Source organism: Streptomyces sp. NPDC092045 (genome assembly GCF_044756005.1).
Classification (GTDB): domain Bacteria; phylum Actinomycetota; class Actinomycetes; order Streptomycetales; family Streptomycetaceae; genus Streptomyces.
The window spans coordinates 65,667-87,874 of sequence record NZ_JBIVSC010000022.1 but is presented as its reverse complement, the minus strand read 5'-3'; the positions used below and the strand labels follow the sequence as shown (position 1 = coordinate 87,874).

23 protein-coding genes are annotated in these 22,208 nt (G+C 74.9%); 9 read left to right on the top strand and 14 right to left on the bottom strand.

Going from position 1 to position 22,208, the window contains the following annotated elements; all coding sequences use genetic code 11:
• Window positions 1-231 precede the first annotated feature (231 nt).
• The 6 genes from ACIQKA_RS31000 to ACIQKA_RS30975 form a co-directional block, all read right to left on the bottom strand.
• A complete protein-coding gene (locus tag ACIQKA_RS31000; protein WP_383159598.1) occupies window positions 232-2,328 on the bottom strand; it encodes a LamG-like jellyroll fold domain-containing protein in 2,097 nt (698 codons plus the stop codon).
• A gap of 283 nt (window positions 2,329-2,611) precedes the next feature.
• Window positions 2,612-3,280 (bottom strand): hypothetical protein, encoded by a 669-nt coding sequence (locus ACIQKA_RS30995; protein ID WP_383159601.1) that lies wholly within the window; start codon window positions 3,278-3,280, stop codon window positions 2,612-2,614.
• 64 nt (window positions 3,281-3,344) lie between these two features.
• The gene (locus ACIQKA_RS30990; RefSeq protein ID WP_402543028.1) at window positions 3,345-3,662 is read right to left on the bottom strand and encodes a cytochrome b; all 318 of its coding nucleotides are present in this window, start codon (window positions 3,660-3,662) and stop codon (window positions 3,345-3,347) included.
• A gap of 207 nt (window positions 3,663-3,869) precedes the next feature.
• Complete coding sequence (locus tag ACIQKA_RS30985) at window positions 3,870-4,898, bottom strand: hypothetical protein (RefSeq protein WP_402543027.1); 1,029 nt, start codon at window positions 4,896-4,898, stop codon at window positions 3,870-3,872.
• A 150-nt stretch (window positions 4,899-5,048) separates the two neighbouring features.
• Window positions 5,049-5,261, bottom strand: coding sequence for a hypothetical protein (locus tag ACIQKA_RS30980; protein WP_383430242.1), 213 nt, complete (start codon window positions 5,259-5,261; stop codon window positions 5,049-5,051).
• Between the two features lie 20 nt (window positions 5,262-5,281).
• Window positions 5,282-5,521 (bottom strand): hypothetical protein, encoded by a 240-nt coding sequence (locus ACIQKA_RS30975; RefSeq protein WP_390110596.1) that lies wholly within the window; start codon window positions 5,519-5,521, stop codon window positions 5,282-5,284.
• Window positions 5,522-5,630: 109 nt separating this feature from the next.
• Between ACIQKA_RS30975 and ACIQKA_RS30970 the strand changes: the two genes are divergently transcribed.
• Both ACIQKA_RS30970 and ACIQKA_RS30965 read left to right on the top strand, forming a co-directional pair.
• Window positions 5,631-6,452 carry a Scr1 family TA system antitoxin-like transcriptional regulator gene (locus ACIQKA_RS30970; RefSeq protein WP_383159612.1) on the top strand — a complete coding sequence of 274 codons (822 nt, stop codon included), beginning with the start codon at window positions 5,631-5,633 and terminating at the stop codon, window positions 6,450-6,452.
• Window positions 6,445-6,636: a DUF397 domain-containing protein gene (locus tag ACIQKA_RS30965; protein WP_383159615.1), complete on the top strand. Its 192-nt coding sequence runs from the start codon at window positions 6,445-6,447 to the stop codon at window positions 6,634-6,636. Before ACIQKA_RS30970 ends, ACIQKA_RS30965 begins: the two co-directional genes overlap by 8 nt.
• A gap of 43 nt (window positions 6,637-6,679) precedes the next feature.
• Here the strand turns inward: ACIQKA_RS30965 and ACIQKA_RS30960 are convergent, their stop codons facing one another.
• On the bottom strand, window positions 6,680-7,204 hold the full coding sequence (locus tag ACIQKA_RS30960; protein WP_383159617.1) for a DUF6328 family protein: 525 nt from the start codon (window positions 7,202-7,204) through the stop codon (window positions 6,680-6,682).
• Between the two features lie 167 nt (window positions 7,205-7,371).
• Between ACIQKA_RS30960 and ACIQKA_RS30955 the strand changes: the two genes are divergently transcribed.
• The 3 genes from ACIQKA_RS30955 to ACIQKA_RS30945 all read left to right on the top strand — a co-directional run bounded on the left by ACIQKA_RS30955 (window position 7,372) and on the right by ACIQKA_RS30945 (window position 8,695).
• Window positions 7,372-7,650 carry a hypothetical protein gene (locus ACIQKA_RS30955; RefSeq protein WP_383159620.1) on the top strand — a complete coding sequence of 93 codons (279 nt, stop codon included), beginning with the start codon at window positions 7,372-7,374 and terminating at the stop codon, window positions 7,648-7,650.
• Window positions 7,651-7,754: 104 nt separating this feature from the next.
• The gene (locus tag ACIQKA_RS30950) at window positions 7,755-8,084 is read left to right on the top strand and encodes a DUF2087 domain-containing protein (RefSeq protein ID WP_390110602.1); all 330 of its coding nucleotides are present in this window, start codon (window positions 7,755-7,757) and stop codon (window positions 8,082-8,084) included.
• Window positions 8,081-8,695, top strand: coding sequence for a LysE family transporter (locus tag ACIQKA_RS30945; protein ID WP_383430254.1), 615 nt, complete (start codon window positions 8,081-8,083; stop codon window positions 8,693-8,695). The genes ACIQKA_RS30950 and ACIQKA_RS30945 overlap by 4 nt, the downstream gene beginning before the upstream one ends.
• Before the next feature lie 25 nt (window positions 8,696-8,720).
• Here ACIQKA_RS30945 and ACIQKA_RS30940 read toward each other — a convergent pair whose 3' ends face one another.
• The 4 genes from ACIQKA_RS30940 to ACIQKA_RS30925 all read right to left on the bottom strand — a co-directional run bounded on the left by ACIQKA_RS30940 (window position 8,721) and on the right by ACIQKA_RS30925 (window position 12,600).
• Complete coding sequence (locus ACIQKA_RS30940) at window positions 8,721-9,092, bottom strand: hypothetical protein (RefSeq protein WP_383159626.1); 372 nt, start codon at window positions 9,090-9,092, stop codon at window positions 8,721-8,723.
• Window positions 9,093-9,163: 71 nt separating this feature from the next.
• On the bottom strand, window positions 9,164-10,390 hold the full coding sequence (locus ACIQKA_RS30935) for a DUF418 domain-containing protein (RefSeq protein WP_391094328.1): 1,227 nt from the start codon (window positions 10,388-10,390) through the stop codon (window positions 9,164-9,166).
• Between the two features lie 404 nt (window positions 10,391-10,794).
• Window positions 10,795-11,502 carry a DUF4157 domain-containing protein gene (locus ACIQKA_RS30930; protein ID WP_402543026.1) on the bottom strand — a complete coding sequence of 236 codons (708 nt, stop codon included), beginning with the start codon at window positions 11,500-11,502 and terminating at the stop codon, window positions 10,795-10,797.
• Between the two features lie 126 nt (window positions 11,503-11,628).
• The gene (locus ACIQKA_RS30925) at window positions 11,629-12,600 is read right to left on the bottom strand and encodes a helix-turn-helix domain-containing protein (protein ID WP_402543025.1); all 972 of its coding nucleotides are present in this window, start codon (window positions 12,598-12,600) and stop codon (window positions 11,629-11,631) included.
• Window positions 12,601-13,033: 433 nt separating this feature from the next.
• Here ACIQKA_RS30925 and ACIQKA_RS30920 point away from each other — a divergent pair, with 433 nt between their 5' ends.
• On the top strand, window positions 13,034-14,554 hold the full coding sequence (locus ACIQKA_RS30920; protein ID WP_383159636.1) for a glycosyl hydrolase family 18 protein: 1,521 nt from the start codon (window positions 13,034-13,036) through the stop codon (window positions 14,552-14,554).
• A gap of 105 nt (window positions 14,555-14,659) precedes the next feature.
• Here the strand turns inward: ACIQKA_RS30920 and ACIQKA_RS30915 are convergent, their stop codons facing one another.
• On the bottom strand, window positions 14,660-16,975 hold the full coding sequence (locus ACIQKA_RS30915; protein WP_383445223.1) for a heavy metal translocating P-type ATPase: 2,316 nt from the start codon (window positions 16,973-16,975) through the stop codon (window positions 14,660-14,662).
• 103 nt (window positions 16,976-17,078) lie between these two features.
• Entirely contained in the window at window positions 17,079-17,357 is a 279-nt protein-coding gene (locus ACIQKA_RS30910; RefSeq protein WP_383445225.1) for a heavy-metal-associated domain-containing protein, read from the bottom strand.
• A gap of 199 nt (window positions 17,358-17,556) precedes the next feature.
• On the opposite strand from ACIQKA_RS30910, the gene ACIQKA_RS30905 reads away from it, so the two are divergent.
• Window positions 17,557-18,522, top strand: coding sequence for a hypothetical protein (locus ACIQKA_RS30905; protein WP_402543024.1), 966 nt, complete (start codon window positions 17,557-17,559; stop codon window positions 18,520-18,522).
• A 52-nt stretch (window positions 18,523-18,574) separates the two neighbouring features.
• A complete protein-coding gene (locus tag ACIQKA_RS30900) occupies window positions 18,575-19,282 on the top strand; it encodes a copper homeostasis protein CutC (RefSeq protein WP_402543023.1) in 708 nt (235 codons plus the stop codon).
• A gap of 265 nt (window positions 19,283-19,547) precedes the next feature.
• Here ACIQKA_RS30900 and ACIQKA_RS30895 read toward each other — a convergent pair whose 3' ends face one another.
• Entirely contained in the window at window positions 19,548-21,611 is a 2,064-nt protein-coding gene (locus ACIQKA_RS30895; RefSeq protein ID WP_383445231.1) for a HelD family protein, read from the bottom strand.
• Between the two features lie 279 nt (window positions 21,612-21,890).
• On the opposite strand from ACIQKA_RS30895, the gene ACIQKA_RS30890 reads away from it, so the two are divergent.
• Window positions 21,891-22,079, top strand: a complete 189-nt coding sequence (locus tag ACIQKA_RS30890; RefSeq protein ID WP_383158661.1) for a hypothetical protein — start codon at window positions 21,891-21,893, stop codon at window positions 22,077-22,079.
• The last annotated feature ends 129 nt before the right edge of the window (window positions 22,080-22,208 follow it).

The window sequence follows — 22,208 nt, the reverse complement described above, 5'->3', positions numbered from 1 at the left end:
GGGCGCTCGGCGGGACGGGGCTTCGTGGGCTCGGGCGAGGAAGGCGGCATGACATGCGTCAACCTGTGGTTGATGCCTGTCATTCCGTCGTACCGGATCGTCTTGGCATGTGGATGCGCGGGCCCGGGGTCACGGCGCGAGGAGCCGTGACGGGCGAGGGGAGGGGGAAGGGACGCGGAAGGGCCGCCCGGTCCCGAACGGGACCGGGCGGCCCTCACCGGGGCGGGCCGCTCAGCAGAGGCAGGGCTCGCCGCCCCTGCCGAGCATGACGACGTCCCGGTCCTTCAGCGCGCCGGAGTACGCCTGGACCTCGTCCACGTCGCCCCGCAGGTACTCGCCCGCGCCGCGGGCGGTGAGGCCCCGGCCGATCTGGAGCGGGCCCGTGCCGCGCCAGGACGACGGCAGGGCGGCGGTCGCGCCCGCGTTGGTGTACCCGTCGAGGTACAGCTTCACCGTGTCGGTCGCGTCGTCGTGGACGACGGCCAGGTGGTGTCCCTGGCCCTCGCCGCCGTCCGCCGGGACGATCTGCGAGAGGACCAGCTCGGGCGCGCCGGCCCTGTCGCGCTTCGGCACGACGAGCTGCCAGGCGCGGGCCTTCGGCTCGTAGCGCACCTTGAAGGCGTCGGTGTGCTTGCCGGGCACGGACAGCACGGTCATCCGGCGGGCCGGTTCGAGGTCCGCGAGCCGCACCGTCACGCCGACGGTGAAGCTCTCCGAGGTGTCCACGACCGGCCCGTCCGCGACCGCGTGGCCGGTCCTGCCGTCCAGGGTCAGGTGGCCGTCGCCGACCAGGGCGTACGGCACGTTCGGGCAGTCGGGGTCGAGGTCCGGGAAGCAGGAACCGTCGGGACCGCGGTGGATCGCCGCCCCGGCGCCGAGCCGCAGCGGTCCGTCGCCGTCCGCTCCCGGGCTGACGCCGTCCGTCGCGGTCTCCAGGGACCAGTGGCCGAGCCGCTTCGGCTGCCGATGGGCGAGCCGGGCCGCCTCGTCGGCGACGACGACGCGGTCGTGCACCTGCACGTCGCCGATGTCGCCCTTCCAGCTCCGGTCGTAGCCGGACCCGTGGCGGGCCCGGCCGAGCTGGAACGCGCCGGACGCCACGGCGGGCGCGGCCCGCACGGCGGTTCCCGTCTCGTGCCCGTTGACGTACAGCCGGGCGTGGCCGGTCTCGGCGTCGTAGAGCCCCAGGACGTGGGCCCATTCGCCGGTCTCCGGGGCGCCGCCCGACACCTGCGCGTCGCCGAGGGCGAAGGACCAGACGGGGCCGGAGCCCTCGTTGCGCAGGCCGAGGGCGTAGGCGGCCCCGTCGGCCGCGTCCTGGCTCGCGACCGTCATGGCGCGGTCGGTCCTGGCGGGCCGGACCCAGGCGCTGACGGCGAAGGTCCCGCGGGTGTCGACGGCCGGGGCGGGCGTGGTGAGGAAGCCCCGGTCGCTGCCGTCGAGGGCGGCCGTGGAGGTGAGGGCGGTGCCGGCGGGCGCCGCGCCGCCGAAGGTCACGCCGGTGCCGGCGCGGGCGGCCGTGCCCGTCTCGGCGGCGGCGCTCGTGGAGCCGGCGGCGTCGGCCAGCTTCCAGCGGGCGACCGGCGCGCGGCCGGAGTTCACGAAGAACCAGTGCCGGACGGTCGCGCTGCTCCGGCCCGCCCGGTCGACCGCCCGGACGGTCAGGTAGTCCGGGCCGGCCTTCTGCGGCAGGAAGCGGACGGTCGCGGCGCCGCCGGGCTCGTCGGGACGGGCGGTCGCGTAGGGGCCGCCGATGAAGTTGTACTCGTACGCGACGACGTCGGGCGACGGGGAGTCCATGGTGAAGGACCCGTACGCGCCGACGCCGTCCCGGTACTGCTCCGCCGGGTACTCCGCCGAGGTGACGACCGGGGCGTCCGGGTTCACGCGGTCGATCACGAACCGGCAGGCCGCGCCCGAGCCCTCGGAGCTCCACGGGGAGACCGAGGTGCCGTCGTTCGCGCGGACGTGCCACGAGACGACGGTGTCCGCCGGCAGGTCCTCCGGGAGCTGCCAGCGCTGGACGGTCCCGGAGGGCAGCGGGTACGAGGCGTGGGTGCGGCGCTGCTCGGCTCCGGAGGCGTCCGTCCACCAGGCCTCGAAGTCGCCGGACACCGTGCCGGCGTCGGGCCGGCCCTCCTGCGCCCGGTCGCGCAGCGCGGCCGTGGCGACGGGCGCCGCGGCGACGTACGCGGGCGCGTCACCGGTGGCGCAGGCCTTGAAGTTCGTCTGCAGGTCCTGGACGAGCGGCTGCTCCGGCGGCAGGTCGTCCGCCGCGTGCGCGGTGCCGGGCACGGCCGTCACGACCGACGCGACGACCGCGGCCACCGTTGCCGCCGCACCCCACCCCGCGTGCGGCCGTCCTCCGGTGCGTCTCGCGCGTCCGGGTTTCCGACTGAACAAGTTCCCTCCCCTGAAAACGGTCGCGGTCCGTGATCACGGACCGCGCGCCGGAGGCTAACAAGGGGGGCTGACAACGGAGTAGCGATTTTGGCGCGGGCCCGCCCGGGCGGGGACGGGGAGAAGGGGGCCGTACGGCCGTACGGCCGTACGGGCACGGGGAGTGCGCAGACGCAGGGGGCGTACGGACGCAGGAGGGCGTACGGGCGCCTCAGCCCGCCGCCCCCGTCAGCTCCTTCAGCTCCCGCTCCACGTTCTCCCGCGCCTTCTCCTCCCACACCGCCGCCCCGTACGGGGTGCGGAAGAGGCGGGGGAGGTCGAGGAGGTGGCGGAGGACGGTGGCGCGGCCCTCGCGGAAGGCGTCGTCGGGGACGAAGCCGTACTCCTCGCGGACCGCCGCCGCGTACCGCGCGTACGCGTCGGGGGCGGCCGCCAGGATCGCGAGGTCCGCGTCGCAGAGGGTCTCGCCGTTGAGGTCGCCGTCGGCCGGGTCGTGGGTGACGGTCAGGCGGACCAGGCGGGCCACCTCGGTCACCTCGTGCGGGGTCAGGCCCGCCTCGGCGAGGGCCTTCTCGGCCAGGAGCGCCGAGCGCTCCTCGTTCTCGGAGCGGTCGGGGCGGTAGACGGCGTCGTGGAACCAGGCCGCGAGCCGTACGAGCTCCAGCTCGCCGCCCTCGCCCCCCTGGTCGGTCAGCTCGTCGACGCGGTCGAGGACCGCCCGCAGGTGGTCGACCGTGTGGTAGCGGCGCTGCGGCTCGGCCCAGCGGGCGAGCAGGTTCCGCCCGTACGGGGCGGGGTCGGGGCCCTCGCGGCCGGCGCGGGCGGCGAGCAGGGTGGCGTTCCAGCGCTGGAGCAGCTCGTGCTCTTCCTCGGCGGTCATGGGGGCATTGTGCCCGCCGGGACCGCCCGGCGACCGCCCGTCGGCCGCTCCGGCCGGTGCCGTGTCAGACCATGCGGCGCAGGAGCCGGTCGCGGTCGACGAACTGGTGCTTGAGGACCAGCCCGACGTGGTGGGCGAGCGCGGCGAGGAAGCACACCTGCGCGACCACGTGCACCCACAGCAGGCCGTCGTCGTCCGAGGCGAGCAGCAGCACGCCGGTGACGGGGACGACGAACGCCAGCGCGTAGAGCGCGACCTCCGTGCGGTGCGCGAGGCGCCGCTCGAACGCCGTGAGCGTCGGCGCCCAGGACGGCAGGCCGGCGTGCCGCCGCCACAGCGGCCGCGCCACCCCCAGCACGACGACGAGGGTCCCGACGAGCACGTGGACGGTCAGCAGTGCGTCCTCCCCGAAGGGCTCGTACCCGTCGTCGCCGCGCCCCCGCCCGCGCCCGGACTCCCCGGCCCCGGCCCCGGCCGCGCCCGGACTCCGAGGCGTCCAGCGCGTACCCGACGGCGAACTGGGCGGCGAACGCGACCACGACGCTCCAGTGGAGCACCTTCGTGAGGGGCCGGTAGCCGGGGCTGCTGTTCATCGCCCCGTCACAGTCCGTCCCGGCGCCTCTCGCACCGCGTACGGGGGCGGGCACCCACGCCGTGTCCCGGGCCCGTCCCCGGCCGCGCACTCCCGGCAGTACGCCTCGTCCGCGACGGGTCGGAACAGCATGGGCTGGGTGTGCTCCCCGGCGCACTCCCGTGTCCCGGCGAGTCGGGTGGACAGCCGGGGGCCGTCGGGCGGCGATGACGCGGGCTGGGGGAGGGTGCGGGGCGGTACGTCGCGGAGCAGGTACCGGACCAGTCCGCCGGGCCGGTGGACGGGTGTTGCGGCGCCGGGCAGGCCGCGCAGCACGTGTGCGTGGACGTCGGCGGAGGTGTGTCCCGCCTCCAGCCAGCGGGCGGCGAGGCGGGTGAGTTCGTCGCGCATGCCGGGCGGGATGTGACGGAGGGCGGGGGAGAGGAGCGGGAGGGTCCCGACGAGGGCGCGGGCCTCTTCCCGTCGGGGGTCGGAGGGCGCCCCGTCGGGCTGCTCGTCGACCGGGTCGCCGGCCGGGTCGTCGGCGGGCGGCGGAAGGTGGGAGGTGTCTTCTGTGGGTTCTTTCTCTGGATGACCGCCGGTCGACGGGGTCTTCGGAGCACCGGCGGCCGGGACACCGGCGGCTCGGTTCCGGGGACTCGGTGCGACCTGCGGGGACACCCGGTCCTCGCAGGTGGGGAGGGGGAGGGGGAGGGGGCTCCGGGCGAGGAGCTTGGCGGCCTCGTCGGCGGTCAGGGGGGCGCTGGAGACGAGCTGCTGGGTGATCCAGTGGCCGCCGGCGCCCTGGACCCGCCGCTCGTGGACGAACCCCTCGTCCTTGAGCTGCCGCTTGGCGCGCGTGAAGGCGCAGGCGCCGATCCGCGCGCGCTCGGCGGTCCGGGAGAGTGATTCGCGGGCGCCCCGGGGAAGCGAGAGCTGCCAGGTGAGGAGGCGCACGGCGTCGGAGTTGAGGCGGGGGTGGCGGATGATGTCGTGCGAGTACTGGCCGAAGGCGCGGGAAGGCACGATAACGTTGCGGTAGATCACGGGTGGGGCCTTGTCCACTAGTGGTTCAGGCCCTCGCCGATGGGTCTCAGGTCATCGGTGAGGGCCGTTTTGTGTGAACGTATCGCGCTGGCATATGCCCGGACAGATGCGCAGAGTGAAGACCCCCCGTTTGAGTGACGCGCAGTCACATCATCTTTCGGGTAGCGGAGATGGGCCCCGAGGTGAGGTGCTGATGACGCGGAGGGCGCCGCGCGGGGTCAGGCTCGCGCGCTCCTCCGGGCTCGCCGTCCAGCACTGTTCGGCCGCCGCCTCCCACAGGTAGCCGCTGGGGCGGACCAGGACCAGCATGCTCCCGTTCACGGACCGGACCTGCCCGGTGAGCGCCCGTTGCGCGTCGGTCACGACCTCGCCGATCCGGTACCTCACCTCTCGCCCGCCCGCGCGGTGCGCAGGAGCACGGTCAGCCGCTTGGCGCCGCCGACGCCGACGGTCCCGAGCCCGTACCGGTGCGTGTCCCCGCCGGGGCCGTGCGTGACGTCCCGGTAGAGCCCGCTCGTGGGGAGGCCGGCGGTGTCCATGGCGTCCTTGAGCTCCCGGTACACACGGGTGGCTTCGGCCTCGGTGACGGGGCGGGTGGGGGGTGGGGGCGGAGTCGTGCTCATGGAGGGTTCCCTTTCTGGTGGATCTTCTCCGGGACGCCTCCACGATCGCGCGTGCCGCCCTACGCTTTCCAGGAGTTGAGTTCCCTTGCACAGGTGAGGAACGGGGCATATGCCAGGACCCCAGGATTTGGACCCCGGCGACAGCGTCGAGCAGTACCTCGGGAACATGGTCCGCGAGGCCCGGTTGGCGCTCGGACGTGAATGGACGCAGACGCGTCTGGCGGCGAAGGTCTTCAGCAGTACGACCCGGATCTCCGAGATCGAGCGGGGCGAGGACCCTCCGGACCGGGACCTGGCGAAGAAGCTGGAGGTGGTGCTCCAGCTTCCGCCCGACTCCCTGGTGAACCTGGTGAAGATCGTGAGCCAGCAGAGCGTCCGCGACTACGCGAAGACCTATCTGCGTCGTCAGCTCGAAGCCACCGCCATCCACGAGTTCTCCATCGTCGTGCCGGGGCTGCTCCAGACCGCCGACTATGCGCGTGGAGCGATGGAAGCGGGCCTCGCGGGCGACGCGACCCAGATCGACGACTTCGTGCGAAGGCGATTGGAGCGCCAGGCGGTACTTGAGCAGCCCGACCCGCCCTGGATGATGATCGTGCTGGATGAGGCCTGCTTACGCCGTGAGACCGGCGGCAAGCGGGCGATGCGTGAGCAGATAGAGCACCTGATGGTCATGTCCGAACGCCCCAACGTGAACATCCAGGTCCTCCCCATGAGGTGCGTGCCGCTTGCTGGTTCCTTCGCTCTCCTCACCCTTCCCAAGGGTGGGCGAGGGGCCTATCGAGAAGGCTTCAGCACGGGTAACTACACCGAGGAACCGGCAGAAGTGATGAGGTTTCAGCGGGTCTATGATCTCCTGCAACAGGATGCTCTGGGTGTTCGAGTATCCCTCGAACTAATGCGCTCTATCGCGAAGGAACATCATGGTTGAGACCTCGCCGAACTGGCGCAAGAGCACGTACAGCGGCAACGACAACGACGCCTGCGTCGAGGTCGCCGACAACCTCCCCCTCGTCCGCGTCCGGGACACCAAGGACCACGCTGCGGGCGAGCTGACCGCCACCCCGGCCGCCTGGTCCGCGTTCACCGCGTTCGCGCGGACGCACGCGGTCTGACCGCCCCGGCACTCCGGCGCCCCGACACGCGGCGCGCCCCGGCCTACTCCCGGCTCGTGTAGTGGCGTCTCGCCCACAGGGGCAGGGCGAACCACAGGGCGAACAGCCAGACGCCGACCGCACCCGCCAGCCACGCGGCGAGCGCGTCGTCGAGGGCCACCCGCAGCAGCATGAGCAGGGTCAGGACGGTGGTCACCGCGAGCAGCAGCAGCCCCGTCCGGGCCATCCGGGCGGCGATCACCACCGTCTGCGGCTTGATGCGGCGGCCCGCGACCATCCGGTGGAGGGACACCGGGCCGATGAGGGAGCCCGCACTGGCCGCGCCCAGCACGACCGCGGTGACGTAGAGGGCACGGTCGGTGTCGCCCAGGTCGGCGAAGGTGGGCTGGAACACGGCGATGAACAGGACGCCGAAGAGGATCTGCACGCCGGTCTGGGCCACCCGCAGCTCCTGGAGCAGGTCGGCCCACATCCGGTCCGCGCGCTCCTCGGGCGACTCGTCGCGCCCCCGGCGCCGGTCGGAGGGGCCGGGCGCGGCGTCCCCGCCCCCTTCCGGTTCCGGTGCCATACGCGCTCCTCGCCGAGGTCTCCCCACGGCCCCTACGGAAAGTCTCCCACCGCCCCGGGCGGGGAGCGAGGCGTGCCCCTTCGTCCGTTCGGCCCCGCCCCCGTGCGGGCCCCGGGGGCGGCTGCTGTGCTGGGCGGAACACCCCCCGTGCGTACAGGAGCGACACCATGGCCGTCATCGTGACCGTCGAGATCCCCGGTGGGACCGAGGAGCAGTACGAGGAGATCATGCGGCAGCTCGGGGGCACCGACTGGTTCCCGGCGGACGGGCTCATCGCGCACGCGGCCGGGCCCGACGGGGAGGGGGGCTGGAAGGTCGTCGACTTCTGGGACTCCGAGGACCAGTTCCTCGCCTTCGTGGAGCGGGCGCGGCCGATCATGGAGCGGGCCGGCATCGCGTCGATGCTGCCGACGGTGCAGCGGGCCGTGAACGTCGTCCTGCGCTGACGTCGCGCGGGACGACCCGGCCGGAACCCTTCCGCGCCGACGGTGCGCGGGCCCGTCGAAAACCCTTTGCGGCGGGCGGGGCCCGGACGCCAGGCTCCTCGTCCATGACCAGTCATCCTCCGCACCCTCCTGCCGTGCCCGCCGCGTCCGTCGCGGACCTGTTCGCCGCCGACGGGCGCCTCAAGGCGGTCCCGCGCCGGGCCGCCCGCCGCGAGGCGCTGCTCGCGCACCTCGCCGCGACCCTCTTCGAGACCGGCCGGACCTACCGCGAGTCCGAGGTCAACGAGGCGCTGAAGGGCGTGCACGAGGACTTCCCGGCCCTGCGCCGGTACCTCGTGACCGGCGGCTTCCTCTCCCGTACGAAGGACGGCGCCGCCTACCGCCGACAGCAGCGGACCGGCACTCCCGGAGGCGCGATCCCCGCCGTCGCGTGACGGCGGGCCCGGTGGTGGCCGGCCTCCTGGCCGGCTACGGCATCGCGATCCCCGTCGGCGCCGTCGGCGCCCACCTGGTGGCGGTCGCGGCCCGTTCCCCGTGGCGTACGGGAGCGGGCGCGGCACTCGGCATCGCCACGGCGGACGGGCTGTACGCCCTGCTCGCCGTCCTCGGCGGCGCGGCCCTCGTCCCCCTCCTCGCCCCGGTGGCGACACCGCTGCGCCTGGGCTCGGCCCTGGTCCTCGTCGCGCTCGCGGCGCACTCCGCGGGGCGGGCCGTACGGGCGTACCGCGGCGGCACGGCCCCGGGACGGGAGTTCCCGCCGGCTCCCCGGCGCGCGTTCCTCGCCTTCCTGGGGATCACGGTCCTCAACCCCCTGACCGTGCTCTACTTCACGGCCCTCGTCCTCGGCGGCCGTCCGGCGACGGGCCCGGCCGGGGCGACCGCCTTCGTCCTCGCGGCCTTCGCCGCCTCCGCGAGCTGGCAGCTCCTGCTCGCGGGAACGGGCACGCTCCTGGGCCGTACCGTCACGGGCCCCCGGGGCCGCCTGGCGACGGCCCTCGCGTCGAGCGCGCTGATCGTGGCGCTGGCGGTGGGGGTGGTGGTCTGAGCGGTGCCGGGAGCGGCCCGGCCGGTCAGCGGCCCCGCCGCGCCCCCGCCGCCAGGGCGGCCGTTCCGGCCAGTGCCACGAGCGCTCCCGCCGCCAGCACCCCGCCGCGCGAGCGCCAGGACAGGACCGCCCCGTCCGACCGGGCCGAGAAGACCGAGCCGACGCTCAGCCAGGACCCGACCGAGCCCACGGACAGGGCCGAGCCGACCGATCCGGCGCTCGCCCAGGAGCCGATCGAGGCGAACGAGTGGGCGGAGCCGACCGACCCGACGGAGAGGAAGGAGCCCACCGAGCCGATGGAGAGCATCGAGCCCACCGAGCCGATGGAGAGGAACGAGTCCCGGGACCAGAGGGAGAGGGACGAGGTCCCCGTGCGGGAGCGGGGGTGAGGGGCCATGGACCGATCCTAGGGACGCACCGGGAACCGCGCTCCCCGAACGCGCCCGCCCCGCATGTCCTTCGTGCCGCTCAGGCGGACGCCCGGGGTGCCCGGTCGCGCGGCGGGCGGGCCAGGGTGACCGTGCGGAGGAGCCATTCCGCCGGGCCGTGCCGGCGGGTGGACATCAGCCGTGCGCTGAGGGCGAGTTGGGCGGCGTACAGGGCGAGGGCGCCGAGGGTGACGGCGGCCGTGCCGAGGCGGTCGTAGAGGGCGAGGCCGTAGCCGGTGAAGACGAGGGCCATGACCAGGGACTGGGTCAGGTAGTTCGTCAGGGCCATCCGTCCGGCGGGGGCGAGGAGGGCGGTCACCCGCGCGCCGCGCGCCGTGCGCAGGAACAGCAGCGCTCCGCAGACGTACGCGGCGGTGAGGGCCGGGGCCGTGACCGCGGCCACCGCGTGGCCGAGCAGTTCCCAGCGGGGGCCGAGCGGGCCGGCCGCGGTCAGGGCCGCGAAGACGCCGCCGGGCAGGCCCACGGCGGCGCCGAGCAGGCAGACGAGGCGCGTCCGGCGGTGGCGGAGCCGCGCGGTGGCGGCGTCGGGCGCCTCCGCGAGCAGGCGCCGCTTGCCGCAGGACAGGCCCGCCAGGAAGGCCGTCACGACGAAGCCGCCCATCAGGGGGAGGGCGAGGAGCACGTCGGGCAGCAGTCCCGCGTTGGCCGCCACGACGGACGCGGCGTCGCCGCGGTAGCCGGCGACGAGCGCGGGGAAGCCTGCGGTGGCCTCGGCGTTCACGGCGGCCAGTTCGGCGTCGGACATGAGCAGCGGGACGAGCCCCACGAGCAGCAGCAGGGCGCTCGCGCACCCGTGCACGATCAGCGCGGCGGTCCGGGCGGCCCCCGGCGAGCAGCCGCGCGCGGCGACCAGGACCAGGCCGAGCAGGGCGTACGTCATGAGGATGTCGCCGGAGAACAGCAGCACGGCGTGCAGGGCCCCGAGGGCGAACAGGCCCAGGGAGCGGCGCAGCAGCCGGGGCAGGGGCGCGGCGCCGTCGCGTGCGGCCGACTCCAGCTGGAGGGTGAGGCTGTAGCCGAAGAGGAACGAGAACAGCAGGAAGAACTTGCCGGTCACGAAGGTCTGGACGACCGCCTCCACGGCCCGGTCGAGGGAGGAGGCGTCCGGGTCGGCGATGCCGTGGAGGCCGTACGGGCCCGCCGCCATCGGCGCGTTGACCAGCAGGATGCCCAGGAGCGCGAAGCCCCGGAGGGCGTCGACCTCCGATATCCGCGGCCGGGTCTCCCGTACCTCCGTCGCCGTCACCGGCACCGTCCCCCCGTGGTCGTTCCGTGGCCGGGGGCTCCCCTCCCGGGCCGTGGCCGCCGGTGTCGTACGGCGGTGACCAGCGTAAGCGGACGGCGTCCGGCGCGGGCGCCCCCGAGCGGACCCGTCACTGCCGCGAGGCGCCCGTCACTGCCGCGAGGCGCCCGCCGCGGCCCGGGCGCCCGACCGCGCCCCGCGCGCCGCGGCGCGCTCGGCGGCGGCCCCGTCGGGCGGCCCCTTCACCCCGTCGTACCGCGGCGAGGTCCACCCCGTCGTACCGCGGCGGGGCCCCCTCCCCTGTGGGCCCGGGACGGGTCCACGATCCGGGCGGGCGCCGCCGGTCGCCGTCCCGGGGCGCGGCCGGCGGCGCCGTGCTCCTCCAGGCCCCGGCCCTGGTCCCGGCCCTAGTCCCGGTCTCGGTCCCCGGGCGCCGTCCGGTCCGGCACCTTCCGGGACATCACCCGGGTCGCGTTCGCCTCGGCCTCGCGTTCGTACCGGTCGGAGGGGTCGCTGATCCGCAGGCCGCCGCCGTCGTCCGTGCCCGCGACGGGGCCCCGGCGCTGCTGGACGACATGCGTGAGCTCGTGGGCGAGGGTGTGCGCGTCGCCGCCGCCGTTCCCGATGACGACGTGGCTGCCGGACGTGTAGGCGCGGGCGCCGATCTCGGCCGCCGACGCCCGCGCGGCGCCGTCGTCGTGGATGCGGACGTCGGAGAAGTCCGCGCCGAGCCGGGCCTCCATGTCGGTGCGCGTGGCCTCGTCCAGGGGGCGCCCGGACCCGCGCAGTACGTCGTGGACGGCGGACCGCTGCACCGCCGCGGGCCCCCCGGCCTCCCGGTGGCCGCAGCCCGCCCCGTGCCGGTGCTCCTCCCGCGCCCAGGGGTGGCCGGACCGCCGGAGCATCTGGACGACGGCCGCGTTCCCGGCGCCCCGCTGGAGGGCGAGGAGTTCCCGGGCGCGCGCGTCCCCGGCGGCGGTGCCGGGAGCGGGGACGCGCGCCGGGGCGGCGCCGGTCGGGTCGGCGTTCGCGCGGTCGGCGCCGGCCCGGTCGGTGCGTGCCGGTGCGCGGCCGGTTCCGGCGGCGGGCTCTCGGGCGTTCTCGTGGGCTCGCATGGGACCTCTCCGCGCGGGGACGTGGCCGTTCCTGGACACCTGGGTACCTGGATACAAGGCGGCCCCGTCCCGCGACCAGGTACCCGAGGGCAGTCGGGGCTGCCCGTAGGGGCAGGTCCCGGTGCGTCAGGGGGCGGTCGCCGTGCTCCGCGCCGCGCTCCGGAAGGTGCGCCGGTACGTGTCCGGCGGTACTCCGAGCGCGTTGTGGAAGTGGCGGCGCAGGGTCGTCGCCGTGCCCATCCCCGTGCGGACGGCGACGAGTTCGACGCTGTCGTCCGTGGTCTCCAGGAGTTCCTGGGCCCGGTGGATGCGCTGGGTGTGCAGCCAGCGCAGCGGGGTGGTGCCGGTGGTGGCGGTGAAGCGGCGGGTGAGGTTCCGGGTGCTCATGTTCATCCGGCGGGCGAGGTCGGGGACGGTCAGGGGCTCGTCGAGCCGGGCGCCCGCCCAGGCGAGCAGGTCCGCGAAGGCGTCGGCGGTGTCGGCGGAGGTCGGGGCGGCGACGTACTGCGCCTGTCCGCCCGCGCGGCGGGCCGGGACCAGGAGCCGCCGGGCCAGTTCGGCGGCGACGGCGGCCCCGTGGTCGGCGCTCACCAGGTGCAGGCACAGGTCCATCCCGGCGGCCTTGCCCGCCGAGGTCAGGACGTTGCCGTCCTCGACGTAGAGGATGTCCGGGTCGACCTCCACCCGGGGGTGACGGTCCGCCAGGTCGCCGGTGTGCGCCCAGTGGGTGGTGGCGCGGCGGCCGTCCAGGACGCCCGCTGCCGCCAGGACGAACGCGCCCGTGCACAGCGACACGATCCGCGCGCCCCGCGCGTGCGCCGTGCGCACGGCCTCCAGGAGGCCGGCGGGCGGATCGGCGTCGACGTCGGAGCAGGACGGGACGATGACGGTGTCCGCGCCGGCGAGCGCGTCGAGGCCGTGCGGGGCGTCGATCCGCAGCCAGCCGTCGAGCCGTGCGGCGGCGGTCTCCGGCGCCGCGCAGACCTTGAAGTCGTACCAGCCGTCGGTGATCCCGCGGTCGACGCCGAACACCTCGCAGGCCGCCGCGGTCTCGAACAGCATCGTCCCGTCGTGGACCGCCAGCGCCACAGAAGTCATGCGGGGAGTGTACGGAGCGGCGCGGGCGGCGCCCCGGCGGTCTCGCGACCGGTCGAGCCCTCCACGCGGCGAGCGTACGGAGCGGCGCGGGCGGCGCCCCGGCGGGTCCCGCGACCGGTCGAGCCCTCCACGCGGGGAGTGTACGGAGCGGCGCGGGCGGCGTCCCGGCGGTCCCGCGACCGGTCGAGCCCTCCACGCGGGGCCCTTCCCTGGCTTTCAGGACCACGCCCGTCCTCCGCGCGCATCGTCCCAGCACCGCCCCCGTCCCCGTGCGTGTACCACGCAATGAAGCGCCGAATTGGTCTAGTCCAAGACTCCTTCAAGTTTGGTCCAGTCCATTGACGCGTCCGGCGCCGCAGGGCTACTCCGTATGCCAACAGCCGCGCACAACAACGGTGTTGTCGCACCCCGCCCCCACATCCACGGGACTGTCATGAGACGCGTACGCTCGCTCCGCTCGGCCCTCACCGCCGCCGTGACCGCCGTCGCCGCCCTCGGCCTCGCCGCCGTCGGCACCGCGCCCGCCCAGGCGGCCACCCCCCTCCCCGCGCACGTCTTCGCCCCCTACTTCGAGGCCTGGACCGGCGAGAGCCCCGCCGCCCTCAGCGCCCAGTCCGGTGCCAAGCACCTGACGATGGCCTTCCTCCAGACCGCCGCCAAGGGCTCCTGCACCGCGTACTGGAACGGCGACGGCTCCCTGCCCGTCGCCGCGTCCTCCTTCGGCGCCGACATCAGGACCATCCAGTCCCGCGGCGGCGACGTCATCCCCTCCTTCGGCGGCTACACGGCCGACACCACCGGCACCGAGATCGCCGACAGCTGCACCGACGTCGACCAGATCGCCGCCGTGTACCAGAAGGTGATCACCACCTACGACGTCACCCGCCTCGACATGGACATCGAGGTCGACTCCCTCGACAACACCGCCGGCATCGACCGCCGCAACAAGGCCATCAAGGTCCTCCAGGACTGGGCCGCCGCCAACGGGCGCCGGATCGAGATCTCGTACACCCTGCCGACGACCACCCGCGGCCTCGCCCCCAGCGGGCTCGCCGTCCTCAAGAACGCCGTCGCCAACGGCGCCCGCGTCGACGTCGTCAACCTGATGACCTTCGACTACTACGACAACGCCGCCCACGACATGGCCGCCGACACCAAGACGGCCGCCCAGGGCCTCTACGACCAGCTCGCCAAGCTCCACCCGGCCAAGACCCCCGCCCAGCTCTGGGGCATGGTCGGCATCACCGAGATGATCGGCGTCGACGACTTCGGCCCCGCCGAGACCTTCACCCTCGCCAACGCCCGCACCGTCTACGACTGGGCCGTCTCCAAGGGCGTCAACACCCTCTCCTTCTGGGCGCTCCAGCGCGACAACGGCGGCTGCCCCGGCGGCGCCGCCGCCGACAACTGCTCGGGCATCCAGCAGAACACCTGGGACTTCTCCCGGATCTTCGCCCCCTTCACCAGCGGGACGACCGCCCCGGCCGACGACTTCTCGGTGACCACCACCCCGTCCTCCGCCACCGTCGCCGCCGGGTCCTCCGTCACCGCCACGGTGAAGACCGCCGTCACCGCCGGTGCGGCCCGGACGGTGGACCTCACGGTCAGCGGCCTCCCCGCCGGCGTCACCGCCTCCCTCAGCCCCGCCTCCGTCACCGCCGGCGGCTCCTCCACCCTCACCCTGAGCACCACGACGGCCGCGGTCTCCGGCACGTACCGGATCGTGGTCGACGGGGCGAGCCCGTCGGCCGGGCACTCGGCCGTCCTCTCCCTGACCGTCACCGGCGGCGCCACCGCGTGCACGGCCGCCCCGTGGGCCAAGGCCACCGTCTACACGGGCGGCCAGCAGGTCTCCCACAAGGGCCGCACCTGGAAGGCCAAGTGGTGGACGACGGGCGAGGAGCCCGGCAGCACCGGCGAGTGGGGGGTGTGGCAGGACCTCGGCGCCTGCTGAGCCGCACCCGCCGTACCTGCCGTACCCGCCGCACCCGCTCCCTCACAAGGGCCGGGGCCCGTCCGACGTCGGACGGGCCCCGGCCCCGCGCGCGTGCCCGCCCGCTCAGCCGTCGATCGCCTTGAACCCCCGCAGCCGCAGGCTGTTGCCCACCACGAAGACCGAGGAGAAGGCCATGGCCGCGCCCGCGATCATCGGGTTGAGCAGTCCGGCCGCGGCGAGCGGCAGGGCCGCCACGTTGTAGGCGAAGGCCCAGAAGAGGTTCGAGCGGATGGTGCCGAGGGTCCGGCGGGAGAGCCGGATCGCGTCGGCCGCCGCCCGCAGGTCCCCCCGTACGAGGGTCAGGTCGCCGGCCTCGATGGCGGCGTCCGTGCCCGTGCCCATGGCCAGCCCCAGGTCGGCCTGCGCGAGCGCGGCCGCGTCGTTCACGCCGTCGCCGACCATGGCGACCGAACGGCCCTCGCCCTGGAGGCGCTTGACGACGTCGACCTTGTCCTGCGGCATCACCTCCGCGATCACCTCGTCGATGCCGACCTCGGCGGCGACGGCCTCCGCGACCGCCCGGTTGTCGCCGGTGAGCAGGATCGGGACGAGGCCGAGTCCGCGCAGCCGCCGGACCGCCTCGGCGCTGGTGTCCTTGACGGCGTCCGCGACCTCCAGGACCGCGCGCGCCTCGCCGTCCCAGGCGACCGCGACGGCGGTCCGCCCCGCCCTCTCGGCCGCGTCCTTCGCCGACTTGAGGCCGGAGGGGAGGGCCATCGCCCACTCCTCCAGGAGCTTCTCGCGGCCGACGAGGACCGCGCGTCCGTCGACCACGCCCTGCACGCCGAGGCCGGGGACGTTCGCGAAGTCCTCGGGGACGGGGAGCGTCCCCACCCGGTCGGCCGCGCCGGCGGCGACGGCCTGGGCGATCGGGTGCTCGGAGGAGTGCTCCAGGGCGCCCGCGAGCCGCAGGACGTCCTTCTCGTCCACGCCGTCGGCGGTGTGGACCGCGAGGAGGGTCATCCGGCCGGTGGTGACGGTGCCGGTCTTGTCCAGGACGATCGTGTCGACCCGGCGGGTGGTCTCCAGGACCTCGGGGCCCTTGATGAGGATGCCGAGCTGCGCGCCGCGCCCGGTGCCGACCATGAGGGCGGTCGGGGTGGCCAGGCCCAGGGCGCAGGGGCAGGCGATGATCAGGACGGCGACGGCGGCGGTGAACGCGGCGGTGAGGCCCTGTCCGGTGCCGAGCCAGAAGCCGAGGGTGCCGAGGGCGAGCGCGATGACGACCGGCACGAAGACGGCCGAGATGCGGTCCGCGAGGCGCTGGGCGGCGGCCTTGCCGTTCTGCGCGTCCTCGACGAGCTTCGCCATCCGGGCGAGCCGGGTGTCGGAGCCGACGCGGGTGGCCTCGACCACGAGCCGGCCGCCGGCGTTGAGGGTGGCGCCGGTGACGGCGTCCCCGACGCCGACCTCGACCGGGACGGACTCGCCGGTGAGCATGGAGGCGTCCACGGCGGACGACCCCTCGACCACGGTGCCGTCGGTGGCGATCTTCTCGCCGGGGCGGACCAGGAAGCGGTCCCCGACCCGGAGTTCGCCGGTCGGCACGGTGACCTCCCGTCGTCCGCCGCCACCCTTGTCCGAGAGCGCTTCGCGCTCGCCCTCCTCGTCGTACCTCAGGACGGTGACCTCCTTGGCGCCCAGCTCCATCAGGGCCTTGAGCGCGGCGCCCGCCTTCCGCTTGGAGCGGGCCTCGAAGTACCGGCCGGCCAGGATGAAGGCGGTGACGCCGGCGGCGGCCTCCAGGTAGATGTTCCCGGCGCCGTCGGTGCGGGCGATCGTGAACTCGAAGGGGTGCGTCATGCCGGGCGTCCCGGCGGTGCCGAGGAACAGCGCCCACAGCGACCACAGGAACGCGGCGCCCGTGCCGACCGAGATCAGGGTGTCCATGGTGGCCGCGCCGTGCTTCGCGTTGGTCCAGGCGGCCCGGTGGAAGGGCCAGGCGGCGTAGACGACGACCGGCGCGGCGAGCGCGAGGCTCAGCCACTGCCAGTACGTGAACTGGAGGGCCGGGACCATGGCCAGGGCGATGACGGGGACGGCGAGGACGACGGCGGTGACCAGCCGCTGTCTGAGGGGCCGCAGCTCCTCGTCGGCCCGCTCCTCGTCGGAGGGGCCCGCGTCGGCGGTCCCGCTCCTCGGGGGTTCGGGCTCGGCGGCGGTGTAGCCGGTGGCCTCGACGGTGGCGATGAGGTCGGCGACGCCGACGCCCGCCTCCGCGTCGAAGGTGACCTTCGCCTTCTCGGTGGCGTAGTTGACGGTGGCCTCGACCCCGTCCATGCGGTTGAGCTTCTTCTCGATGCGGGCCGCGCACGAGGCGCAGGTCATGCCGCCGATGGCGAGCTCGACCTGAGCCGTGCCGGATGTCGTCGTTGCCATGGACTCTGCTCCTCGTGGGGTTACGGGTCCGGGGCCGGGGCCCGGACGGGGTGCGGTGCGGCGGGCCCCGGCGGCCGGGGCGGACGCGGTGGACCGGAGCCGGTCAGGCGCGGCCGGTCAGCTCGTAGCCCGCGTCGTCGACGGCCGCGGCGATCGCGGCGTCGTCGGGCGCGCCGCCGGTGGTCACGGTCACCAGACCGCCGGCGACGTCGACGTCCACGGAGACGACGCCCGGCAGCGCGCCGACGGCGTCGGTGATCGCGGCCCGGCAGTGGCCGCAGGACATGCCGGAGACGGCGTAGGCGGTCGTGAGGGTGTCGGCGACGGCGACGCCGTTCGCGCCGGTCGAGCAGGCGTGGTCGGGGGTGCAGCAGGAGCCCATGGCTTCCTCCTCGGTCGATTCTCTTCCCGATACCCTAGGGGGGTATCGGCTCACGACTCCATGTATACCCCCCAACCGTATGCGTGGCAAGCGGATCCCCGGCTTGACTTGATACCCCCTAGGGGTATCGTGACATGCGTCGAACGGTTCAGGGCGCGGTCGCCCGCGCCACCCGCGCACGACCTACGGGAGAGCAGTCATGAACACCGGTGCGAAGATCACCGCCTTTGCCGCCGCGCTCGCCGCGACCTTCGGGACGGCGTACGGGGTCGGTGCGGCCGTCGGCCCGTCCGCCGCCCCCGCGAAGGCCCCGGCGGCCGACGGGCACCCGGACCACGAGACGGAGACGGCGCCCGCCCCGAGCGCCCCCGCCCCGAACGGTCCCGGCACGGACGCCCCCGGCGGCCTCCAGGTCTCCGACGGCGGCCACACCCTCGTCCTGGAGGACCCGACCCCCGCCTCCGCTCCCGGCCGGACCGTCCTGAGGTTCTCCATCGAGGACGCGGCGGGGAAGAAGGTCACCGCCTTCGCCACCGAGCACGAGAAGGAGATGCACTTCGTCGTCGCCTCGCGCGACCTCACCGTCTTCCGGCACCTGCATCCGGTGAAGGCCCCCGACGGCACCTGGTCGGCCGAGACCGACCTGCCCGTCGCCGGCCCCTACAGGGCCTTCGCCGACTTCAGGCCCGCCGCGCCCGGGGCCCGGGCCCTCACGCTCGGCGCCGACGTCTCCGTACCGGGGGAGTACGCGCCGAAGCCGCTGCCCGCCGCCGCGCCGACCGCGCCCGCGGGCGACGGCCACCAGGTCCGCCTCAGCGGCACCCTCGACCCCGGAAAGCCCGGTGAGCTGCGGTTCACCGTCTCCGAGGACGGGAAGCCGGTCACCGACCTGGAGCCCCACCTCGGGGCGTACGGGCACCTCGTCGCCCTGCGCGAGGGCGACCTCGCGTACCTCCACGTCCACCCGAACGAGGGCGGTCCCGGCCCGGACGTCTCCTTCACGGCGACGGCGCCCAGCGCGGGCGCGTACCGTCTGTTCCTGGACTTCCGGCACGGCGGCGAGGTGCGGACGGCGGCCTTCACGGTGCGGGCGGGCGCTTCCGGGGCACCCGTTTCCGCAGATGGTGAGGCCGAGCACGGTGCGGGCGGGCACGAGCACGGCTAGGCTGGTCATTGGACTAGACCTATAGCCGTCATTCATGGAGGAATGGGCTTCGATGAGCAACCGTGCAGTCCTTGAGGTGATCGCCCTCGACGAGCGGGACGCGGTCGCCGCCCAGACCGGCGGCGCCGACCGGCTCGAACTCGTCACCGACATGGCGGCGGACGGGCTCACCCCGTCCGGGGCCGGCTTCGCCGCGATCCGCGCCGCCGTCGACATCCCGCTGCGCGTGATGCTCCGGCTCGCCGACGGATTCTCGGCCGGCGGCCCCGAGGGGACCGACGCCCTCGTGGCGCGCGCCGCCGACCTCCGGGAGGCGGGCGCGGACGAGTTCGTCCTCGGCTTCCTCACCCCCGACGGCGCGCCGGACCTGGTCGCCGTCGAGCGGCTGATCACCGCCCTCGACGGCTGCCGCTGGACCTTCCACCGGGCGATCGACCGCGCCGCCGACCGCGACGGACTCCGCAAGGGCCTCGCGGACCTGCCGGGCCTCGACACCTACCTCACGGCCGGTTCCGCCACCGGCGTCGACGACGGCCTCGCCACCCTCAAGGCCGAGGCCGCGCGCGCGGGCGAGCCCGGCTACGAGGCCCGCATCCTCGTCGGCGGCGGCCTCCGCCTCGACCACCTCCCCGAACTGCGCGCGGCGGGCCTCGACGCCTTCCACATCGGCGGCGCGGCCCGCCCCGAGGGCTGGACGGCCCCGGTCTCGGCCGCCGCGGTCCGCACCTGGCGCGAGGCGGTGGACGCACCGCTCTCCTGAGTGCGGGTCCCGTACGCCGACGGACCGCCGGCGTACGGGAAACACGTGTCCCCCTCGTGCGCCGGCCGGTCCCTCCTCACCGCCGCCCCCCGCCCCCTCTTCCGCGAGGCCTCCCGCGTCGACGACGCCACCCGGGCCCGGGGCCGGGCCCTGTGCCAGGGCGTCGTCACCGAGGCGTACCACCGGGAGAAGAACCCGGTCCTGGCGTCCGTCGCCCGCCGGACCCGCACCGAGGCCCTGGCGGACCTCACCCGACCGCCCGGGATCAGACCTCCCCCAACTGCTCCGGCACGGGGGCGGAGTGGACGACCGTCAGGCCCGACACCGCCCGCGTCAGCGCCACGTACAGCCGGCGCAGGCCCGTGCGCTCGTCGGGTTCGCCGTCGACGACCGCCGCCGGCTCGTCCAGGACCACGTAGTCGTACTCCAGACCCTTGGCGAGCGAGGCCGGGACCAGGGTCAGCCGGGACTCGGCCGTCGTCTCCTCGCCGGGGGAGAGGTGCGGCAGGCCCGCCGCCGCCAGCGCCTCCGCGAGCGGCGCGATCCGCGCGTCGGCGGCGATCAGCCCGATCGAGCCCTCGTGGCCCAGCGCCTCGGCGCAGGCCGCGACCACGGCCGCGTCCAGGTCCTCCGGGGCCGCCGCGTGCCGGACGGCCAGCGAACCGGGGTTCTCCCGGACCGACTCCACCGGCGCGAGCCCCGGCGACATGTGCGGAAGCAGCCGCGAGGCGTACGCGATGACCTCGCGCGGCACGCGGAAACCGGCCGTCAGCTCCTCCACCACGGCCTCCGGCTTCCCCAGGTGCCCGAGCGCCTGCGCCCAGCTCTCCGTCGCCCACGGCGTCGTCCCCTGCGCCAGGTCGCCCAGGACGGTCGCCGAACCGGTCGTGCAGCGCCGGCCCACCGCCCGGTACTGCATCGGGGACAGGTCCTGCGCCTCGTCGAGGACCACGTGCCCGAGCGAGTGCGTCCGCTCCACCAGGTCCTTCGCCTCGTCCACGAGCACCGCGTCCGCCGCCGACCACTTCGCCGTCCTCACGCTCCGGCCCGGCTTCTCCCACAGCAGCAGCTTCCGCTCGTCCTCCGTGAGCACCCCCTCGGCGTGCTCCGCCAGGAACTCCGCGTCGCCCAGCAGCCGCAGCACCAGCTTCGCCGGGTCCACCGGCGGCCAGCACTCCTTCACGACCGCCTTGACCGCCGCGTTGCGCGCGACCGCGTTCTGCACCCGGTCGTCCGGCGCCTCGCCCGCCTGCTCCATCCGCACGAGCACGGCGTGCGCGATCCGCTGCGGAAGCGCCTCGCGGGCCGCCCCGTACCGGATGTCGCGGTCGAGGAGCTCCCGCACCATCTCCTCGATCTCGTACGCCGGGACCCGCCAGCGGCGCGAGCCGCGCACCACCATCAGGGGCTCCCGCGGCAGCCTCACGTGCGAGCGGACCGCCCGCCGCAGCACCTCGGCCATCCGGGCGTCGCCCTTCACGACCGCCGTCGCCGCCGCGTCCGTCCCCCGCACCTCGACGTGCGCCACGAGGTCGTCGACCGTCGCCTGCCTCACCTCCAGCTCGCCGAGCGCGGGCAGCACCTGCTCGATGTACTGGAGGAAGGAACGGTTCGGCCCGATGACCAGGGTCCCGGTGCGGGCGAGCCGCTCCCGGTGCGCGTAGAGGAGGTACGCGACACGGTGCAGGCCCACGGCCGTCTTGCCGGTCCCGGGCCCTCCCTGCACGCACACCGACCCCGACAGGTCGGAGCGGACGATCTCGTCCTGCTCGGGCTGGATCGTCGCCACGATGTCCCGCATGGGACCGACGCGCGGCCGCTCGATCTCCGCCTGGAGCAGCCGGCTGGTGCGCTCCAGCTCCTCGGGGTCGGACAGGTGCTCGTCCTCGTACGCGGTGAGCTCGCCGCCCGTGTAGCCGAAGCGGCGCCGCAGCCCCACGTCCTGCGGGTCCTTGCGCGAGGCCCGGTAGAAGGGCTGCGACACCGGGGCGCGCCAGTCGATCACCATCGGATCGCCGTCGGCGTCGTGGACGTGCCGCCGCCCGATGTAGAACCGTTGTCCCTCCTGCGTGGTGTGCAGGTAGTCGAGCCGTCCGAAGAACAGCGGCGTCCCGGCCAGGTCGGCCAGCGCCTTGATCCGGTCCTCGATCTGCCGCTCCAGGACGGCCGCGTTCACCCAGTTCGCGGTGACGTCCTTGATGTCCAGCGCCTCCACGTCCTCGCGCATCGCGCGCAGGGCGGCGCGGGAGGCGGTCAGATGGGCGCGTTCGCGCGCGAGCGGATCGTCGTCGGACAGCGGCTGATCGGGCACGGACACGGGCACGGACACGGCGGAGCCTCCGGGGCGGATGCGCGGATACGCGGACACGTCGAGGTGGCCGCCGGTTTCCGACCGGGCGGCGGCTCTCCACGGAGGGAGGCGGGGAAGCTGGCGAGTGTAGACCCTGGGCGGGGCGCGGTGCGAATGGATTGCGCGCGTCCCACCCCGTACCGCGCACGCGCATCCACCCCGTAGGGGACGGGGTCCGACGTGAGACCGACCCCGGGTGCGTCCCGGATCGACCCTCAGACCGATGTGTTCGTAATGTCCGGATTCCATGATGGAAGCATGTCCGCGACGACCTTCACCCTTGTGACCACCGCCCCCCGCCTCCACCGCGTGGGCCTCGCCCTCCGCGCGATACGCGCCTTCGGCGGCGCCGCGGCCGGGGTCGTCCTCCTGGGCGACTACGGCCCGCCGGAGGCGGGCGTGAGAGACCCCCGCCCGCGCCACGCGTCCGAGCGCACGCCCGCCTGAGTGCGCGCCCCGCCCGGCTGAGTACCCCGACGCCTGACGCGGCCCCCGCCCCCCTCGATGGGATCGGGGCATGACGACGCCGCACCCCACGGAGCCCGCCGCCACCGGGTCCGCCGCCGCCGACCCCGC